Below are 17,003 nucleotides of genomic sequence, written 5' to 3'. Positions count from 1 at the left end.
ATGGCTCTTGTGCGGCGTCGATTAATCGCATAAAGATATCTTTATGTCTTGATTGGAAAGATCATGGGCGAGATGCAGAAACTCGGACTGGACGATATCGTGGAGATCCTGAAGGCGGCGGGCGAGCCGACGCGCCTTCGCCTTCTCGCGCTGCTTTCGCATGGCGACCTTACCGTGACGGACCTCACCGACATTCTCGGCCAGTCCCAGCCGCGCATCTCGCGCCATCTCAAGCTTCTTTCGGAAGCCGCGCTCGTCGATCGTTATCAGGAGGGCGCCTGGGCCTTCTTCCGCCTCGGGCAGGGGGGCGTCGCCGTTTCGCTCGCCCGGCAACTGCTCGACGCCATCGATCCGGCGGATGCGGTGTTCGCCCGTGACGACGAGCGGCTGCGGGCGCTGAAGCGCGTGCGCGCCGACAAGGCGCAGGCCTATTTCAGCCGCAACGCGGCGGAGTGGGATGCGGTGCGGCGCCTGCATGTCAGCGAGGCGGAGGTCGAGGCGAAGCTTGCGGCGATGATCGGCACCGAGCCGGTCGATGCCTTCCTCGACCTCGGCACGGGCACGGGGCGCATCCTCCAGCTCTTCGAAGGGCTCTACCGGCGCGGCGTCGGCGTCGATGCCAGCCGCGACATGCTGGCGGTCGCCCGCGCCAATCTCGACCGTGCCGGCATCACCAAGGCGTCCATCCGCCATGGCGACATCTTCAATCTGCCGCTGGAGCGCGACGAGTTCGACGTCGTGACGATCCATCAGGTGCTGCACTTCCTCGACGAGCCGGAGGCGGCGATCGCCGAGGCCGCGCGCATGCTGGCGCCGGGCGGCCGGCTCGCCATCATCGACCTTGCCCCGCACGCGCTGGAGCACCTGCGCGACGAGCACGCTCATATCCGCCTCGGCTTCTCCCACCAGACCATGTCCGAATGGCTGGAGCGGGCAGGGCTCTCCGTCGAGGAGGTCGTCGATCTCAAAGCCGCGCATCCGGATGCCGATGCGCTCACCGTGACCATCTGGCTTGCCCGCGACCAGCGCGCGGAGGCGGCCGACCCCATTGCGATCCGCAGAAGGAGTTGACATGAAGCCGGCGACCGTCACGCCAGGGGGAAAGGCCCTTCGCCTGTCCTTCGAATTCTTCCCGCCCAAGACGCCGGAAGGCGAAAGCCAGCTCTGGGAAACGGCCGGCGCGCTTTCCGCCTATGATCCGGGCTTCATGTCGGTCACCTATGGCGCGGGCGGCACCACGAAGGTGCCGACGCTGGCGACGGTCGGCCATCTCCTGAAAATGGGCCTGCCGGCTGCCTCGCACCTCACCTGCGTCGGCGCGACGAAGGAGGAGACCCATGCCGTGGTCGCCGACTTCCAGGGTGTCGGCGTCAAGCATTTCGTCGCGCTGCGTGGCGACCCGCCGGGCGGCGTCGGCGCGCCGTACCAGCCGCATCCGGGTGGCTATGCCAATGCGGCCGAGCTCGTCGCGGGCCTGCGCGGCCTCGGTTTCGAGATCTCCGTCTCGGCCTATCCCGAAAAGCATCCGCAGAGCCCGGACGTCGCTGCCGATGTCGACATGCTGAAGCGCAAGGTGGATGCGGGCGCAACGCGCGCGCTGACGCAGTTCTTCTTCGAGAACGACGATTTCGAGCGCTACCTGGAGCGGGTCCGCAAGGCCGGTATCTTCATCCCGATCGTGCCGGGCATCCTGCCGGTGCACAATCTCTCGCAGGTCCAGAAATTCGCCGGCATGTGCGGCGCCACGGTGCCCGGCTGGCTGGCCGACCGCCTCGGCCCGGTCGACGACCGGCCGCAGGAGCGCGCGGCCGTCGCGGTGGAGCTGGCGATCCGCCAGGTGGAGGATCTCATCGCCCGCGGCATCGACGAGTTCCACTTCTATACGATGAACCGGTCGACACTGGTCTCGGCGGTCTGCGACGGCGTCGGCTTCGCGAAGGCGGAACGCAGCCGGGCGGCGGGCGCGGCGGCCTGACGCCTTCCTGAAACCCCTTCCTGAAAATGAAAATGCATGGCGCCGTCTCCGGGGCCATGCATTGCTTTGAATGGGTTTCGGCAGGGTTTCTCGATTTAGCCCCTGACCTTTCTGCTTCGCTTGTGCCGCCTCAGATGAAGATCATCGTCGCGACGAAGAGGAACGCTGCACCGATCATCAGAACATTCAAGGAATGTGTGAGTCCCATGGCTGACCTCCTTGCGTCTACGGTTCGATATTACGACCGAAAAAAGCGGGTTGGAAAGGTGTTTTGTTGCTGCGTTGCAACATCAGGCCCGCGCCGGACCGTTATTCACAATGCTAACCTGCTGAATTTCCTCCGTTTTCGTACTCGCCACAAAAAAATCACAATCCCTACCGGATGACGAATGCCGACATTGTGCATTTACCATTGTGGCGCGAGCCGCACCCGCAATCCGCCGGATTGCCATGAAACGGCCGGAAAGGCGCTTTGTTCCGCCATGCTCCGCACCGGCCTCAGCCGGCCCTGAAACGGGCGAAGACGCGGCCATCCAGCACCACGAGGCCCATAAGGACGAGCGCCATGCCCAGCATTCCGAGCGGCGTCAGCCGCTCGCCGAGGAAGAGCATGCCGGCGAGAATGGCGCTGGGCGGCACGAGCAGGGTGACGAGCGAGGTGTTGGTGGCGCCCGCCGCGGCCATGATTCGGAAGAAGAGGATGTAGCCGTAGGCGGTGGAGAGCAGCGCCAGCGCCAGCACGGCGAGGACGGCCGACAGCGGGGGCAGGGGAAGCTGCCAGGGCGAATCGGCGACGAGCGAGACCGGCAGCACCAGCAGCGTCGCGGCGGTGAGCTGGCCGGCCGCCGTGACCGGCGGGGCGATGCCGCGGAAGCGTTTGCCGTAGGTCGCGGCAAGGCCGTAGGAGATGGCGGCGAAGACCGGCAGGATGACCGCCCAGAGCGGCGGGCCGCCGTCGCCGGTGAAGGGCGCGAGCGCCCGTGGGCCGATCAGCACCGCCGTGCCGAGAAGGCCGATGAGGCAGCCTGCGACCTTCTGCGGGGAGAGCTTCTCGTCCACCGTCATGCTGTTGGCGATCAGCACGGTGAAGATCGGCGTCGTCGCGTTGAGGATGGAGGCGAGCCCCGCGCCGATCTGCGTCTGGCCGAGGAAGATCAGGAGATGCGGCACGGCGTTGTTGATGAGGCCGAGCAGCAGGAATTCGCGCCAGCGGGCGCGCAGCGTCGGATAGATGTCGAAGCGGCCGGCGATATAGACATGCAGGGCAAGCGCCGCGATGCCGACGCGCAGCAGCACCAGCGTTGCGGGCGGCACATAGGCGACGGCGACGCGGGCGAAGAAGAACGAGCCGCCCCAGATCATGCCGAGAAGGGCGAGCAGGCCCCAGGTCTGGATATTCATGCGCGTCGGCGCGGCCGCAAGCGACTGTTGCATCATTCCCCCCGAATGCATCCGGCGGACGGATGCGGTGCGACAGAAAAGCGGCGCTGCCCGGTTTCGGTCGGGCAGCGCCGCTCAGGTCGTGACAGTCCTATCGCACCGGGCGGCGGCTTGCCACCCGATTTCCGTCAGAGGGCGGACAGCAGGGCCTGCGTCGCCCAACCATCGGCCGGCAGGCCGAGACGGAGCTGTTCCTTCTGGATCGCCGTGCGCGTGCCGGAGCCGAGAATGCCGTCGATCTTGCCGACATCGTGGCCATGGGCCTGCAGCTTGGTCTGGAGCTGCTTCATGCCGTCCTCGGAAAGGCCTTCCTCCGGGGTGCCGCGCTCATAGGGCGGGGCGCCGGCAAGGCGGGTCGCGAAATAGGCGGCCGAGGTCGTGTAGATGAACGACTGGTTCCATTCGAGATAGATGTTGAAGTTCGGATAGGTCATGAAGGCCGGCCCCTTGCGGCCCTGCGGCAGCACGACGGAGGCCTCGAGATTGCCGAAGGAGGTGTCGCCGTCGCGCGGCTTGACGCCGAGCGCGAACCAGTCGCTCGCCTTCATGCCCGGCTGCAGGCCGGTCTTCTCGAAGGGCAGGTTGTCGGGCACGCTGATTTCCTGGATCCAGGGCTGGCCCTTCGTGAAGCCGAGATGCTGGATGAACTTGGCCGCCGTCAGGATGGCGTCGGGCGCGCTCTTCTTGACGTCGATATGGCCATTGCCGTCGCCGTCCACGCCGAATTCGATGATGTCCTTCGGCAGCATCTGCACCTGGCCGATCTCGCCGGCCCAGGCGCCCGTCGTGCCGTTCGGGTCGAGGTCGCCGTGGCCGACCATCTCGATGGCGGCGAGGAGCTGCTTGCGGAAGATTTCTGGCCGGCGGCAGTCATGCGAGAGCGTGACGAGGGCGTTGCGCGTATTGAAGTCGCCCTGCACGGCGCCGAAGTCGGTCTCCATCGCCCAGAAGGCGGCGATGATCGGGCCCGGCACGCCGAATTCCTGCTCGGCGCGGGCGAAGACGTCGGAAAGGTCCTTCAGCTTCTTGCGGCCGATGTCGAGGCGGGCCTGGCTGACCGTGCGCTTGGAGAATTCGAGGAAGGTCTGGCGGAAGACGCCCTGCGCGCGGTCGCGCGACAGCACCTTCTGGTCGATCGCCGCGCCGGCCAGCGCCCGGTCGGCGACCTCGGCGGAAACGCCGCGCGACAGCGCCTCGGCCTTCACGCCTTCGAGGAAGGCGGCAAGGTCGCCGCCGCAGGCGGGCGCCGTCTGGGCATGGGCGCCGCCGGCCAGAAGAAAGGCCGCAAGGCTTGCTGCAAGTGTCGTCTTCAGGGGGTGCCGCATCCGTTGTGCTCCTTGGTCCGTTGCCCTGTCATCCGGGATCGCCCGGCGTCTCGGTTGCCCGGCTGTCTCAGATGAATGTGACGGAAGCAAGAAGAAAACGGCGGGCGCCTCACGCCGCCGCTCTTTCTCGCGCCTGTGTTGCATTCGCCAGCGGCGTCAGCGGGAAACCGAGGCGACCCACTTGTTCCAATTCTTGGCCGAGCCCGCGAAGACGTTGATGTCCGTATTGGTCGGAACGCCCGGAACGACACCGGTGGAGGTATATTGCCAGAAAGCCCATTTGCGCGCCGGATAGATGTTTTCCGGGTGGTTCGCCACCGAGCGCAGCCAGAAGGGATAGCCGTCGAAATACCCGACGAGGTTGTCGCGGTGGAAGTCGACGGTCGTGTAGATGATCGGCCGCTTGCCGTAATGCGCCTCGAGGCGGTCCATGAAACGTTTGAGGACCGTGCGCACCTCATCGGCCGGCGGGCGGGTCTTGCAGGTGGGCGAGGCCGGGTTCCACTCGGCATCCAGAACCGGCGGAAGCTGCACGGCTTCCTTCGGCACATTGGCGATGAACCAGTCCGCCTGGGCATCCGCCGTCGAGCAGAAGTAATAGAAGTGATAGGGGGCGTGGAGGACGCCGGCCGTCTTCGCGCCCTGCCAATATTCAGCAAAGCGGCCGTCGATGCGGTCGGTGCCCTCGGTCGCCTTCAGGAAGGCGAAGGAGACGCCGCCCTTTTTCGCCGCCTGCCAGTCGATGTCGCCGTTCCACTTGGACACGTCGATACCGTGAACCTGATGGCGGTGCGGACTGCGGGCGCCGAAATCCTGCGGGTCCTTGTCGGCGAAACGCGGCGGAAGCGAGCCGGTGACGCCAAGGTCGTAATCCGTGGTGGAGCAGGACGTCGCCAGAAGGGCGAGGGGCAGGAGAGCCAGAATCAACCGACGCATGGAGGTCCCGTTTTTGCGCGTTTACCAATCCTGCCTCGAATGAACCGGGCCGTAAAGGGGAGCGCACGAGACGGGTCCCATGACCTATCGCGCATTTTCGTAAAATTACGGTTAGCGGGAGGTTAAGCCGGGGCGACGGATCGCCCCGGCCCTCGGTCAGAACTTCATGCTCACGCCGAGCATGATGGAATGCGAATCGATGTCGCCATCCGAACCGGCAACGCCGAAGACGTCGGACTTGCCGTAGTCCGTGTAGCGATATTCGACGCGCCCGGCGAGATTGTCGGTGAAGGCATGTTCGACACCGGCGCCGATGGTCCAGCCGTGGAAGGTTTCCTTGTCGGTCGCGCCGCCCGGGTCGGTCAGCTTGGCATTGGTGAAGGCATAACCGCCCGTGCCGTAGATCAGGGTGCGGTCGATGGCGTAGCCGAGGCGGGCGCGGACCGAACCGCCCCAGGTCGTTTCATATTCGACGGGTCCGCCGCCGCTCGTGAAGCGCTCGTTGTTGAAGTCGTGCTTCACATCGGCTTCGACGCCGTAGACCCAGCCGTTGTTGAAGAAGTTGTAGCCGGCGAAGGCGCCGAGGGCCCAGCCGTCCATACTGTGGTCACCCGGCAGGCCGCCGCCGGTATAGTCGCCCTGCGTCCAGGCATAGCCCGTGTTCACGCCGACATAGAAGCCGCCCCAGTCGTAGACGCCCGCCGTCTCGACGATCGGGGTCTCTACAGGAGGCTCGGCCACGGCCATATCGGCCGCGAAAGCCGGCAGCGCGCCCGCGGTTACCAGGATGCCGGCGGCACCGAAGATCATGGATTTCATAAGATGGTCCTTCCCACTCGTTTGACGCGCGAAGCCCCACGCACGAATGACAACACCGCCCGAACGCACCAATCCGGCGATGGTTCCGCAAAAATAGGCGCCGTTCGGGGCGATAGCGTGGCATTTCGGTCAACAGGCCGGCCGGCCGGAGAGCCGGCCTGCCGCCGGCGACCCGAAAAGCCTTTTCATGACAGGGGAATCCTGCTTGTCTCCTGCCGAAGGAGAGGCCGCGATGAGACGATTGCAAAGGCTGGCCGCTTGGGCGCTGACCGTCCTTGCCCTTGTCCTTGTGGTGGGGGCGAGCTGGCTCATCGTATCGCCGCCCTCGCTGCTCAGCGTCGGTTCGGGCTATGCGGCCAAGATCGTCTGCTCCAATGTCTTCGTCGCCGGGCGCGACCCGTCAAAGGTGCTGGCCGAGGACGTGCAGGCGCCCGGCCATCCGCTGCTGAAGCTGATGCGGCAGGACGTCGACTTCAAGGAAAAGACGGTGACGACGCATCTCCTCGGCCTCTTCGCGCCGGGCTATGCCGCCTGGCACGAGGGATTCGGCTGCTCCGGTGTGCCGGACGGTGATTTCCGCGCGGCGCAGCAGGCGGTCTCCGACGTGCCCCTGCCGAAGATCGCGGCGGGCGATCCCGCCACCACCTGGCCGGACGGCGAGGCGGTGACGCCGGACGCGCGTCTTGCCGCTCTCCTCGTCGATCCGGCGCTTGCCGGGCCGGGCATGCGGGCGATCGTCGTGGTGCATGACGGGCGCATCGTCGCCGAGGCCTATGGCGACGGATTTTCCGCGGCGACGCCGCTCCTCGGCTGGTCGATGACCAAGACCGTCAATGCCGCGCTGATCGGCCGGCTGATGCTGGCGGGCGCACTGTCGCCCGACATGGCCGGTCTCTTCACGGAATGGCGCGGGGATGCGCGCTCGACCATCACGCTCGGCCAGCTCCTCGCCATGGAGAGCGGGCTTGCCTTCAACGAGGACTACGGCTCCGTCACGGATGTCACGCGCATGCTGTTCCTCGAGCCCGACATGTCGCGCTTTGCGATCTCACAGCCGCTGGCGGCCAATCCGGGCGAGGCGTTCAACTATTCGAGCGGCACGGCCGTCCTGCTTTCACGGTTCTGGATGGGCGCGCTCGGCGGGCGCGTGCAGGCGCTTTCCTTCCCCGCGCGGGCCCTGTTCGGCCCGCTCGGCATGGCGAGTGCCGTCATGGAGCCCGACGAGACGGGCATCTTCGTCGGCTCGTCCTACATGTATGCGACGGCGCGCGACTGGGCGCGGTTCTCGCTACTGCTGCTGAACGACGGCGTCTGGAAGGGAAGCCGGCTGCTGCCGCAGGGCTTCGTCGCGGCGATGGCGGCGCCCAGCAAGGCATCGGGCGGCATCTACAGCCATATGCAGACCTGGACGAACGGGCCGGGCGAAAAGCGCGACGCGGATTACGGTCTTCCGGAGGACGCCTTCTGGATCCTCGGGCATGACGGCCAGTCGGCGGCGATCATCCCCTCGCGCGGGCTTGCGGTGATCCGGCTGGGGCTGACGCCGTCGAAACTCGGCTATCGGCCCCAGCCGCTGGTCAAAAGCATCCTCGACGCGCTGGATGCGTCGAAGCTTCAGGCCGGTCAGGCGCCGACCTGAGCGATCCAGTCGTTGAGATTGTAGGTGTTGGAGATGCGCGCGACCTTGCCGTCGCGGATCTCGAAGAAGGCGCCGGCGGGCAGGACATAGGTCTGGCCGTTCGCTTCCGGCAGGCCCTCGTCGGTGACGAGATACTGGCCGTTGACGACGAATTCGGCCGCCCCGCGCGCACCGTCGTCGCTCGACATGATGACCATGTCCGTCAGCGTCTCGCGGTAGCAGCGATTCATATGCGCCATGAAATCGCGGAAGGCGTCCTTGCCGACCTGACGTCCGCCCTGGTTGATGTCGTGGACGACATCGTCATGCAAGAGATTAAGGAAGGCCTCCATGTCCTGCCTGTTGAAAGCGTCGTAATAGGCGCGGATCGTCTCTTTTGCTGGCATGTCATCCCTCATATCGTTGTCGCAAGACCGAAACCCGATCGCCTTATAGCATTGTTCAAGCCCTTGGGAACATTTACGGATCATGCAGATCAAGATCGTCCACGGCGAGGCCGTCACGCCGCATATCGCAGACCTCGCGCGCCTGCGCATCGAGGTTTTCCGCGCCTTTCCCTATCTTTACGAGGGGAGCGAGGATTACGAGGCTTCCTATCTTGCGACCTATGCGCGCTCGCCCGAAAGCCTCTTCGTGCTGGCGTTCGACGGCGCGCGGATCGTCGGCGCCTCGACGGGCGTTCCGATGACGGATGCCGCGGAGGAATTCAGGGCGCCGTTCGTCGCGGCCGGGATCGATCCGGCGAAGGTGTTCTATTTCGGGGAATCCGTCCTGCTCTCCGGCTATCGGGGCAGGGGGCTGGGCGTTCGTTTCTTCGAGGAGCGCGAAGCCTATGCGCGCCGCCTCGGCCGTTTCGACTGGTGCGCCTTCTGCGCGGTGGAGCGGCCGAAAGACCATCCGCTGCGTCCGGCCGATTACGTGCCGCTCGATGCGTTCTGGGGCAGGCGGGGTTACGTGCACCGCGCCGATCTTGCGACGACGCTGGCGTGGCAGGATATCGGTGAGGCGGAGGAGAGCGGGAAGCCGATGTCGTTCTGGCTGAAGGCGGCGGGTTAAGGGCACCTCATCCGCCTGCCGGCACTTTCTCTCCGCAAGCGGGGCGAAGGGAATATGCCGATCCGGTTTCCCGAAAATATCAACGTTCGCGTGATACGAGGCATCGCCACATGTCCCTTCTCCCCGCTTGCGGGGAGAAGGTCGCGGCAGCGGGATGAGGGGCTGCCGCTATCGTGCCGTGTTATCTCAGCCCGGTCTCGTCGAGCAGGCCCTTGCGCTTGGCATGGTAATAATAACCGGCCGCATAGAGGCGCACGGCGCCGTCGTTCTTGTCGTCGGCCACGAGCCAGGCGCCGCGCAGGTACTTGCCGGCATATTTGATGTTGGTCTCGGCGTCGAACAGGCCCTCGGCCGGGCCTTCGTAGCCCATGCTCTTGGCCGTCGCGTACTTGATCTGCATCAGGCCGTAATGGCCGCGGTTGAAGGCCTTCGGATTATAGCGGCTCTCGCGCTTGACGACGCGGTGGAGCAGCGATTCCGGGATGCCGTAGAGGCTGGCATATTTGGTGATCAGTCCGTCGATCGGCGTGCCGGATTTCTGTATCGGCTGCTCGGCGCGCGGCATGACGAGACGGGTCTCGGTGTTCAGCACGGCGTTGCTGAGCAGGGCGGGCTTTGCGACGGGCACGATCTTGTGGGTGGCGACGAGCTGTTCGAGGCCTTCCGGCTCGCCCGTGTCGAAGCCCGGTTCCATGACGGAGACGCCGATGGCCATTTCGGTCGCCTGCGGCATTTCGCTGACCGGGACCACGCCGGCAGCAGCGGTGTTGCCGGCAAGGGCAGCGGTGGCCGCGGCAGCGCCCGTCACGGGCCTCGCCTCGGCGAGCGCGGAAACGGGCATGGCCGCGCCGCTGGCATCCTCGACGGCCGCGACGGCGACCGGGGTCGGCAGGGCTTCCGGCGTGTTCTCGGTGCCGGGCTTTGCCGCGGGCATGGCGGCATAGGCGACTTCGGTGGTCGCGCCGTCGGCGGCGGCGATATCCGTGGTGGCGGGCGTTGCCGAAGCGGGCGTCACGGTCCTGGCGTTTGTTGCGTCCTCGGCCACACTGGCGCAGCCGGCAAGCGTTGCAAGAAGGCCTGCGCAGGCAAGCGCGGCAATGCGTGCCGGACGGGAAACGGGGGTATCAGCCATGGTCGTCGCTCTCGGTTTGCCGGGGTGCGCGGGCGTCGGGACGCCCATGCTTTTGCAAATCAACCGGCCGTGGCCGTGCCCCGCTCATAACCGATCAGGCGCCAAGCGGCAACCCGCAGCGCTCGCCTTGCCTCAGGCGACGGCGCGCTTGAGGCTTGCCGTCAGCAGTCCGGCGCTTATCAGCAGTGTTCCGCCGGTGCGGTTGACGACCTTTTGGACCGAGGGTTTGCGGATCGTCTTGCGGGCCGCGGAGGCGAGCAGCGCATAGGAAAAGGCGTTCAGCGTCGCGAGCACCAGGAAGGTTACCTCGAAGATCGCCATCTGCGGCAGGACGGGCCGCGAGAGGTCGAGGAACTGCGGCAGGAAGGCGACGAAGAAGACGATGCTCTTCGGGTTCAGCGCCGTGACGACAAAGGCGTGGGCGAAGATGCGGAAGGGTTTTTCCTCCGCCGGGGCTTCGCCCTCCGCGCCGATCGTCACGGGCGCGCGCCAGAGCTTGATGCCGAGCCAGACGAGATAGGCCGCACCCACCCATTTGAGAACGGTGAAGATGGCCGCGGATGCGGCGAGCAGCGCGCCGAGGCCGAGCATGGAGGCGGTCATGGCGGTGAAATCGCCGAGCGCCACGCCCGCGACCGTCGCGCCCGCGGTCCGCCTTCCGTGGCCGAGCGCGTAGGAGATCACGAGGAGGATCGTCGGCCCGGGAATGGCGAGCATGACGGCGGAGGCGGCGGCGAAGGCAAGCCAATGGTCGAAGGACATGAAAACTCCCCGGATCGATGGTCGATCCGGGGAGCAAGCCATTGCAAATTTCTGGCGTCAAGCCCGCTGCGCTCAGGCCGCCGGCTTCCACTTCTGGCCGATGACGTCCATTACCTCGCCGAACCATTTTGCCGAGGTGTCGAAGTGCTTGCCGCCCTTGATGCGCGGGAACTCGATGGTGCGCAGCTTGCCGCCCTGGCCCTCGTCGTGGCCGGTGACGCCCGAGACCTTGTTGAGCGCGCTTTCGACGGCAAGGTCGGTCATGCTCTGGATGAGGCGCAGGTCGTCGCGGTTGGCGGGGGCGGAGCGGGCGTAATAGCCCGACTTCTGCACCATGGAGCGCTCGGCGCCGAGCAGGGCGGCGAACTGCTTGGAGAACCAGTTGCCGACATTGATCGTATCGATCTTCACATGGCCGAAGGCGTCGCGCTTGACGGTCTCGCCGGCCGCTTCCCGCTCGGCGACGATGGCGTCGAGGCAGGCGCCTTCCGAGACGAAGAGCGTGACGAAGCCGGTGCGGTCCATGACCGCCCTGAGGCGCTCGGCCTCGGCCTGGAGGTTGAACTCCATCTCCGGCAGGTAGAGGCCGTCGATGTTCTTCAGCTGCGTGTTCATCATGAAGCCCTCGACATATTCGTTGCCGCTGGTCTTCTGGATATAGGCGCGGGCGGTCGCGGCGGTGAGCCAGCCGCAATGGCGGCCCATCACCTCGTGCACCACGAGGGTGCGGGGCGCGGCGCTCTGCTCGTTGCTGACATGGTCGAAGAAGCCGGCGCCGACTTCGGCCGCCGTCCAGGCGCCGAGCGACTGGCGGATCGGCACGACGTCGTTGTCGACCGTCTTCGGCAGGCCGACGACGGTGAGGTTGTAGCCGTTGGCGCCGAGATAGGCGGCAAGGTCGGCCGCCGTCGTGTTGGTGTCGTCGCCGCCGATGGTGTGGAGGATGGTGATGCCGTCCTTGGCGAGGCGCTCGGCGGCGACGCGCAGCGGGTTCTCGCCTTCCTTGACGAGGCCGCGCTTCACGCAGTCGGCGGCATTCGTCAGCTTCACGCGGCTGTTGCCGATGGGCGAGCCGCCGTAGCGATGGAGGAGGGGCGCCTTCTCGCGCATCTCGCGGGTGATCTCGATGCGGTCGGCAAGCAGCAGGCCCTGGTAGCCCGAGCGGTAGGCGACGAGCTCGATCTCCGGTGCGACGTCGCTGTAGCGCTCGATGAGGCCTCCGACGGCGGACGACAGACAGGGCGCCAGTCCGCCTGCGGTCAGCATTGCGACTTTCTGCTTGGCCATGTTTCCTCCTCGGCTTCAGCTCGTCTCGATGGTGCGGGTTGTCTAGCGCAGAATCCCCGGAAGGGAAACGGCGCGGCGAACTTATCCGCGTTCTGTGACGGATTGTCTTTTGTGCTCCACAGGCGAAAATCACGGTGCTGGAAAATCGGATGCATCCACTTATTGAGGGGCATCAAAATTTTGTCATCCGGGTATTTCCTGCCTTGCTTTCCCTGCAATTGTCTGCTCAAGATCACCTTATGTTCCAGAACTCCCCCAGTTGCTTCGTCAGTGCCGTATGGGACCGTCTCGTCGGCATCGTCTCCGATGCCGCCAGCAATGTTCTGTCCGGCGTGGTGGAAGCCGTGCGAACGCTCTTCGAGGGCGATCCGGAGACGCGCAGGCAGGTCGCCTTTTCCGTCGCGATGATCGCGCTTTCGGCCAAGATGGCGAAGGCTGACGGCGTCGTCACGACCGCCGAGGTGGACGCCTTCAAGGACATCTTCAAGTATCCGGACAACCAGGCGGCCAATGTCGCCCGGCTCTACAACCTCGCGCGGCAGGACGTTTCCGGCTACGAGGCCTATGCGGAGAAGATGAAGGCGCTGTGCGTCTCCTGCGAGAAGAACTGCCCGATCCTCGAGGACATCGTCGACGGCCTGTTCCACATCGCCAAGGCGGACGGGCTGATCCACGAGAACGAGATGGCCTTCCTCTCGCGCGTGGCGGAGATCTTCGGCATGGCCGAGGAGCGCTTCGAGCAGATCACGGCGCGCCACGTCCATATCAGCGGGCGCGATCCCTACAAGGTGCTCGGCGTCAAGCCCAGCGACGATTTTTCCGAGATCCGCAAGCGCTATCGCGTACTTGCCTCCGAGAACCATCCTGATAGGCTGGTGGCGCGTGGCGTGCCGGCCGAGTTCCATCAGATCGCGAACGACCGCATGGCCGCGCTCAACGCTGCCTATGAGGCGATCGAGAAGGAACGCTGCGCTGCATGAGCGCATTCACATGTGACTATTCCGGCGCCTCCGCCGCGCCGTCGCCGAATTTCGGCGAACGGGCGGGCGGGCGCTCCCCCGACATCATCCTCCTGCATTATACCGGCATGGAAACGGCTGAAGGCGCGCTGAAATGGCTTCGCGCGCCGGAAAGCGAGGTTTCCTGTCATTACCTCGTTCACGAGGACGGCCGCGTCGAGCAGCTCGTGCGGGAGGCGGATCGCGCCTGGCATGCGGGCAAGAGCTTCTGGAAGGGCGAGACCGACATCAACTCGGCCTCCATCGGCATCGAGATCGTCAATGCCGGGCACCCCGGCGGGCTGCCGGATTTCCCGGACGCGCAGATCCGGGCGGTCGTCGAACTTTGTCTCGATTGTGGCGAAAGGTGGGGTATCGCCCCCGAACGGGTGCTGGCGCACAGCGATGTGGCCCCCGTCCGCAAGGTCGATCCGGGTGAAAAATTCCCCTGGGGGCGGCTTCATGCCGGAGGCGTCGGGCACTGGGTCGAGCCCACGCCGGTCGCCGGCGGGCGCTTCTTCCAGCGCGGGGATGCGGGCCAGCCCGTCGAGGCGCTGCAGACCATGCTGTCGCTCTACGGCTACGGCATTGAAATCGATGGGGTTTATTCGGAAAAGACGGAGGGCGCCGTCGCCGCTTTCCAGCGTCATTTCCGGCCCGCGCAGGTCGACGGCATCGCCGATTTCTCGACCATCGATACGCTGCATCGGCTGCTTTCAACACTGCCGCGGCTAGGCGTCTGACAGCCCATTCTTATATTCGAATATTACGGTCTGTAACAGAAGTTTACCGCTTCGCCACATCCTGACCCGATTGGGCATGTTCTTTCCGGCTGCGTTCATTGCAGCGCAGCATGCGGTCAGGGCCTGACCGCGATCAATGAGGATCGAGACGTTTGCGCAGGGTGCGCGGCTTGGATTGCCGCGGGCCAGGGCTCTGCCTTTGCGCCTTTTGGAGACTGAAACTAGATGAGAAGACTACTTGCTGCCATCAGCGCGGCCTGCCTTTGCGTGTCCGTTTTTTCCGCCGGCATGGCGCATGCCGCTTCCGGCGACCATCGCGGAGCGCTGGTGAAATCGTCCAAGGCGGAAAAGGCCGGGAGCAAGCAGAAGACCCGGAAGGTGTCGGCCAAGCGTAGCAAGCGCAAGGCGGCGGCCGACAGGAACGGCGTCGTCGTCGGCCAGTTGAAGACCTTCAAGAGCACCACCGGCTATCCGAAGGCGGAGAACCCGCTGAAGACCGGCGTTCAGGCGGCCAGCTATTCCAGCCTCATCCAGACCTATGCGAAGACCTATGGCGTGCCGGTCGATCTCGCCCATGCCGTCGTCCGTGTCGAGAGCAATTTCAATCCGCGGGCCCGCGGCAGCGCCGGCGAAATCGGCCTGATGCAGATCAAGCCGGCGACGGCGCGCATGATGGGCTATCGCGGCAGCGCCAAGGGCCTTTTCGATCCCGAGACCAACATCAAGTTCGGCATGAAGTACCTCGCCATGGCGCATGACCTCGGCGGCGGCACGACCTGCGGCACCATCCTGAAATACAATGCCGGCCATGGTGCCAAGCGCATGAACCCGGTTTCCAAGCGCTATTGCGGCAAGGTGCTGAGCTATATCGATTGAGGCCCGGCCCGCCGGGCTGGATTCGGTTCGCCGCCATGCTATGCCTTCTCTGAAGAACGAGGGTGAGCATGGTTCGGCATTTCGATTTCGTCGTCGTGGGCAGGGGCATGACGGGGGCGGCGGCTGCGCGACACCTTTCCCGAACGGGCGCCTCGGTGGCGCTCGTCGGCCGGGGCGAACCGGCGGACTGGAAGGCGCATGACGGGGTCTTCGCCAGCCATTACGACAGCGGCCGCATCACCCGCACGATCGACCAGGATCGCGACTGGGCGCTGTTCGCCAACCGCTCCATCGCCCGCTACCGCGAAATCGAGGAAGAGAGCGGCATCGCCTTCTACGGCGAGACGGGCTGCCTGATCAGCGGCCATGCGGATGGGGACTTCGTCTCGTCCGTCGCGGCGGTCGCCGCGCGCTACGGCCTCGATGCACCCCTCTTGGATCGGGCGGGACTGCGCGCGCATTTTCCATGGTTCTCGCTGCCGGAACGTTCGGCGGGCGTCTTCGAGGCGAAGGGCGCCGGCTATATCGACCCGCGCAAGCTCGTCGCCGCGCAGGTCATCTGCATGGAAAAGGCGGGCGGCGTTTCCATTTCCGACGACGCTGTCTCGGTGACGGACGCGGGCGGCCATGCATCGGTGACGTTGAGGTCGGGTGAAGCCGTCACCGGCGGGCGCGTTCTGGTCGCGGCCGGTGGCTTTTCGCGGGCGCCGGGGCTGTTGCCCAGGGTGCCGAAGCTTACCGTCAAGGCGCGGACCGTGGTGCTGGCCCAGCTTTCACTGCTGCAGGCGAAGGCCTTTGCGGCCATGCCGTCATGGATCGACGAAAGCGCCGATCCGTCCGAGCATTTCTACCTGCTGCCGCCCATCGTCTATCCGGACGGGCACGCTTATCTCAAGATCGGCGGGGACCCGACGGATATCGAGATCGCCGAGGAGCCGGCGATCGCCGACTGGTTCCGCGGGGAGGGCAATCCGGCAGCCATCGCCCATCTCAAGCGTCTGCTGGCCCGCTCCATTCCCGATCTCGATCCGGTGCGCCTCGTCTCCGCGCCCTGCGTCACGACATTCACCGTGCACGGCTATCCCTATGCCGGCTTTGCCGGCGGCGAGCGGATCGCGCTTCTGACCGGCGGCAACGGGGCGGCGGCCAAGAGTTCGGACGAGATCGGCCGCATCGGCGCGGACCTTCTGATTCGCGGCCGGCTCGACGAGCCGGACTATGCCACCGATTTCGCCGTTCATTTTCGCTGAGCCTATGGTGTTTCCGCCCGTCATGGGCTAGTCAGCCCCTGCCAGTTGGCCGGGCAGCCGCGCCTTGCAAGGGTCGAAAGGCCGCAGGGTGAGGAAAGTCCGGGCTCCACGGAAACACGGTGCCGGATAACGTCCGGCGGGGGCGACCCCAGGGAAAGTGCCACAGAAAGCAAACCGCCTTCCTCGGAAGGTAAGGGTGAAAGGGTGGGGTAAGAGCCCACCGCGGCCATGGCGACATGGACGGCAAGGTAAACCCCACCGGGAGCAAAACCGAATAGGGATGACGCGAACCGCGCAAGCGGTTCAGCCTGTTTCCGGGCCGGTCATCCGGGTGGGTTGCAAGAGGCCGGGCGCAAGTCCGGTCCCAGATGAATGGCTGCCACGTTCCGGCGAAAGCCGGAGCCATACAGAACCCGGCTTACAGGCCAACTGGCAAAATCTCCCTTTCAGGCATGAATTTTTCGATGCCGCCAACGCGCTGGAATCGCGGGCGTTCGCGCCATGCGTGCGGCGTGCCGGAATGCGCGCCCGCGGCGTTTTTGCGCGTGCAGATTCAAGGCGTTGGCGGGTCGTTCCTAACCTTTTGTTAAACTTAACGCCTTATAAACATTTGACGGTCTGAACAGCGGGTAAGAGGTCTCTTCCCATTGACGCCCATGTGGTCCCATGTTATCCCAGAACCATACTGCACGAGGACGCATGAGCGTCCGATCATCGCAAAGCTTTGAGGCAAACCGGCTGGGGACGGTGCGGCGCGCATGCGTT

General features: G+C 65.4%; 16 protein-coding genes and 1 other RNA gene. 9 read left to right on the top strand and 8 right to left on the bottom strand.

Features of this window, described 5'->3' with window-relative positions; translation table 11 throughout:
- Nucleotides 1–63 precede the first annotated feature (63 nt).
- Nucleotides 64–1,071 (top strand): ArsR/SmtB family transcription factor, encoded by a 1,008-nt coding sequence (locus ACZ48C_RS09810; protein ID WP_313192737.1) that lies wholly within the window; start codon nt 64–66, stop codon nt 1,069–1,071.
- 1 nt (nt 1,072) lies between these two features.
- Nucleotides 1,073–1,975 (top strand): methylenetetrahydrofolate reductase [NAD(P)H], encoded by a 903-nt coding sequence (gene metF / locus ACZ48C_RS09805; protein WP_424546582.1) that lies wholly within the window; start codon nt 1,073–1,075, stop codon nt 1,973–1,975.
- 498 nt (nt 1,976–2,473) lie between these two features.
- Here metF and ACZ48C_RS09800 read toward each other — a convergent pair whose 3' ends face one another.
- From ACZ48C_RS09800 to ACZ48C_RS09785, 4 genes are all read right to left on the bottom strand, one after another.
- Nucleotides 2,474–3,409: a DMT family transporter gene (locus tag ACZ48C_RS09800; RefSeq protein ID WP_424546601.1), complete on the bottom strand. Its 936-nt coding sequence runs from the start codon at nt 3,407–3,409 to the stop codon at nt 2,474–2,476.
- A 134-nt stretch (nt 3,410–3,543) separates the two neighbouring features.
- Nucleotides 3,544–4,740, bottom strand: a complete 1,197-nt coding sequence (locus tag ACZ48C_RS09795) for a lytic murein transglycosylase (protein WP_119255967.1) — start codon at nt 4,738–4,740, stop codon at nt 3,544–3,546.
- A 156-nt stretch (nt 4,741–4,896) separates the two neighbouring features.
- A complete protein-coding gene (locus ACZ48C_RS09790; protein ID WP_318909398.1) occupies nt 4,897–5,676 on the bottom strand; it encodes a glycoside hydrolase family 25 protein in 780 nt (259 codons plus the stop codon).
- 156 nt (nt 5,677–5,832) lie between these two features.
- Nucleotides 5,833–6,495 (bottom strand): outer membrane protein, encoded by a 663-nt coding sequence (locus ACZ48C_RS09785; protein WP_119255969.1) that lies wholly within the window; start codon nt 6,493–6,495, stop codon nt 5,833–5,835.
- 232 nt (nt 6,496–6,727) lie between these two features.
- Here ACZ48C_RS09785 and ACZ48C_RS09780 point away from each other — a divergent pair, with 232 nt between their 5' ends.
- Nucleotides 6,728–8,134, top strand: coding sequence for a serine hydrolase domain-containing protein (locus ACZ48C_RS09780; RefSeq protein ID WP_464780978.1), 1,407 nt, complete (start codon nt 6,728–6,730; stop codon nt 8,132–8,134).
- On the opposite strand, the gene ACZ48C_RS09775 is transcribed toward ACZ48C_RS09780, so the two are convergent.
- The gene (locus ACZ48C_RS09775; protein WP_119255971.1) at nt 8,119–8,520 is read right to left on the bottom strand and encodes a ketosteroid isomerase-related protein; all 402 of its coding nucleotides are present in this window, start codon (nt 8,518–8,520) and stop codon (nt 8,119–8,121) included. The two genes, ACZ48C_RS09780 and ACZ48C_RS09775, sit on opposite strands and share 16 nt — an antisense overlap.
- A gap of 82 nt (nt 8,521–8,602) precedes the next feature.
- Between ACZ48C_RS09775 and ACZ48C_RS09770 the strand changes: the two genes are divergently transcribed.
- A complete protein-coding gene (locus tag ACZ48C_RS09770) occupies nt 8,603–9,190 on the top strand; it encodes a GNAT family N-acetyltransferase (RefSeq protein WP_464780977.1) in 588 nt (195 codons plus the stop codon).
- Between the two features lie 181 nt (nt 9,191–9,371).
- Here the strand turns inward: ACZ48C_RS09770 and ACZ48C_RS09765 are convergent, their stop codons facing one another.
- The 3 genes from ACZ48C_RS09765 to ACZ48C_RS09755 all read right to left on the bottom strand — a co-directional run bounded on the left by ACZ48C_RS09765 (nt 9,372) and on the right by ACZ48C_RS09755 (nt 12,371).
- On the bottom strand, nt 9,372–10,322 hold the full coding sequence (locus tag ACZ48C_RS09765; protein WP_464780976.1) for a transglycosylase SLT domain-containing protein: 951 nt from the start codon (nt 10,320–10,322) through the stop codon (nt 9,372–9,374).
- Between the two features lie 132 nt (nt 10,323–10,454).
- A complete protein-coding gene (locus ACZ48C_RS09760) occupies nt 10,455–11,084 on the bottom strand; it encodes a LysE family translocator (RefSeq protein ID WP_464780975.1) in 630 nt (209 codons plus the stop codon).
- 72 nt (nt 11,085–11,156) lie between these two features.
- Nucleotides 11,157–12,371, bottom strand: a complete 1,215-nt coding sequence (locus ACZ48C_RS09755) for a pyrophosphate--fructose-6-phosphate 1-phosphotransferase (protein ID WP_464780974.1) — start codon at nt 12,369–12,371, stop codon at nt 11,157–11,159.
- Between the two features lie 239 nt (nt 12,372–12,610).
- Here ACZ48C_RS09755 and ACZ48C_RS09750 point away from each other — a divergent pair, with 239 nt between their 5' ends.
- The 5 genes from ACZ48C_RS09750 to rnpB all read left to right on the top strand — a co-directional run bounded on the left by ACZ48C_RS09750 (nt 12,611) and on the right by rnpB (nt 16,675).
- A complete protein-coding gene (locus ACZ48C_RS09750) occupies nt 12,611–13,351 on the top strand; it encodes a TerB family tellurite resistance protein (RefSeq protein WP_119255976.1) in 741 nt (246 codons plus the stop codon).
- Nucleotides 13,348–14,112, top strand: coding sequence for an N-acetylmuramoyl-L-alanine amidase (locus ACZ48C_RS09745; RefSeq protein WP_464780973.1), 765 nt, complete (start codon nt 13,348–13,350; stop codon nt 14,110–14,112). Before ACZ48C_RS09750 ends, ACZ48C_RS09745 begins: the two co-directional genes overlap by 4 nt.
- Before the next feature lie 225 nt (nt 14,113–14,337).
- Nucleotides 14,338–14,988 carry a lytic transglycosylase domain-containing protein gene (locus ACZ48C_RS09740; protein WP_424549566.1) on the top strand — a complete coding sequence of 217 codons (651 nt, stop codon included), beginning with the start codon at nt 14,338–14,340 and terminating at the stop codon, nt 14,986–14,988.
- 68 nt (nt 14,989–15,056) lie between these two features.
- Nucleotides 15,057–16,238 carry an NAD(P)/FAD-dependent oxidoreductase gene (locus ACZ48C_RS09735; RefSeq protein ID WP_464780972.1) on the top strand — a complete coding sequence of 394 codons (1,182 nt, stop codon included), beginning with the start codon at nt 15,057–15,059 and terminating at the stop codon, nt 16,236–16,238.
- Nucleotides 16,239–16,279: 41 nt separating this feature from the next.
- Nucleotides 16,280–16,675: RNase P RNA component class A (rnpB, locus tag ACZ48C_RS09730), an RNA gene on the top strand.
- The last annotated feature ends 328 nt before the right edge of the window (nt 16,676–17,003 follow it).

Source organism: Shinella sp. 1A1 (assembly GCF_055379515.1).
This window is presented reverse-complemented; position numbering and strand designations above follow the sequence as displayed.